This is a genomic window from Pseudoalteromonas sp. 19-MNA-CIBAN-0066 (genome assembly GCF_040308705.1).
Lineage (GTDB): Bacteria > Pseudomonadota > Gammaproteobacteria > Enterobacterales > Alteromonadaceae > Pseudoalteromonas > Pseudoalteromonas nigrifaciens.
Genome location: NZ_JBEONZ010000373.1, coordinates 1 through 243 on the forward strand (window position 1 = coordinate 1; position 243 = coordinate 243).

Consider the following 243-nt stretch of genomic DNA (forward strand, 5'->3'; position numbering starts at 1 on the left):
GTGGTGCCTCGTCAATTTTTGTTGGTAGCGCGCCAGCTGGGTTTATTAATTTTATTTCTCGTGAAGGCTCCGATGATACCCAAGGTGATGTGTTTTTTGAAACCAACAGCAACAACCGCCTAGGTGGACAAGGTTGGGTTAGCGGATCAATAGACGATCAGACAACCTATGCTGTTGGCGCTTGGTATCGCAAGGATGACTCCGCACGCGATCCGGGGTATACAGCTAACCAAGGTGGTGAGC

The 243-nt window shown here is 49.8% G+C and carries 1 protein-coding gene; it reads left to right on the forward strand.

Features of this window, described 5'->3' with window-relative positions; translation table 11 throughout:
* A partial coding sequence (locus AAEZ18_RS19485; RefSeq protein WP_352256097.1) for a hypothetical protein occupies positions 1 to 243 on the forward strand: 243 nt, incomplete at both ends.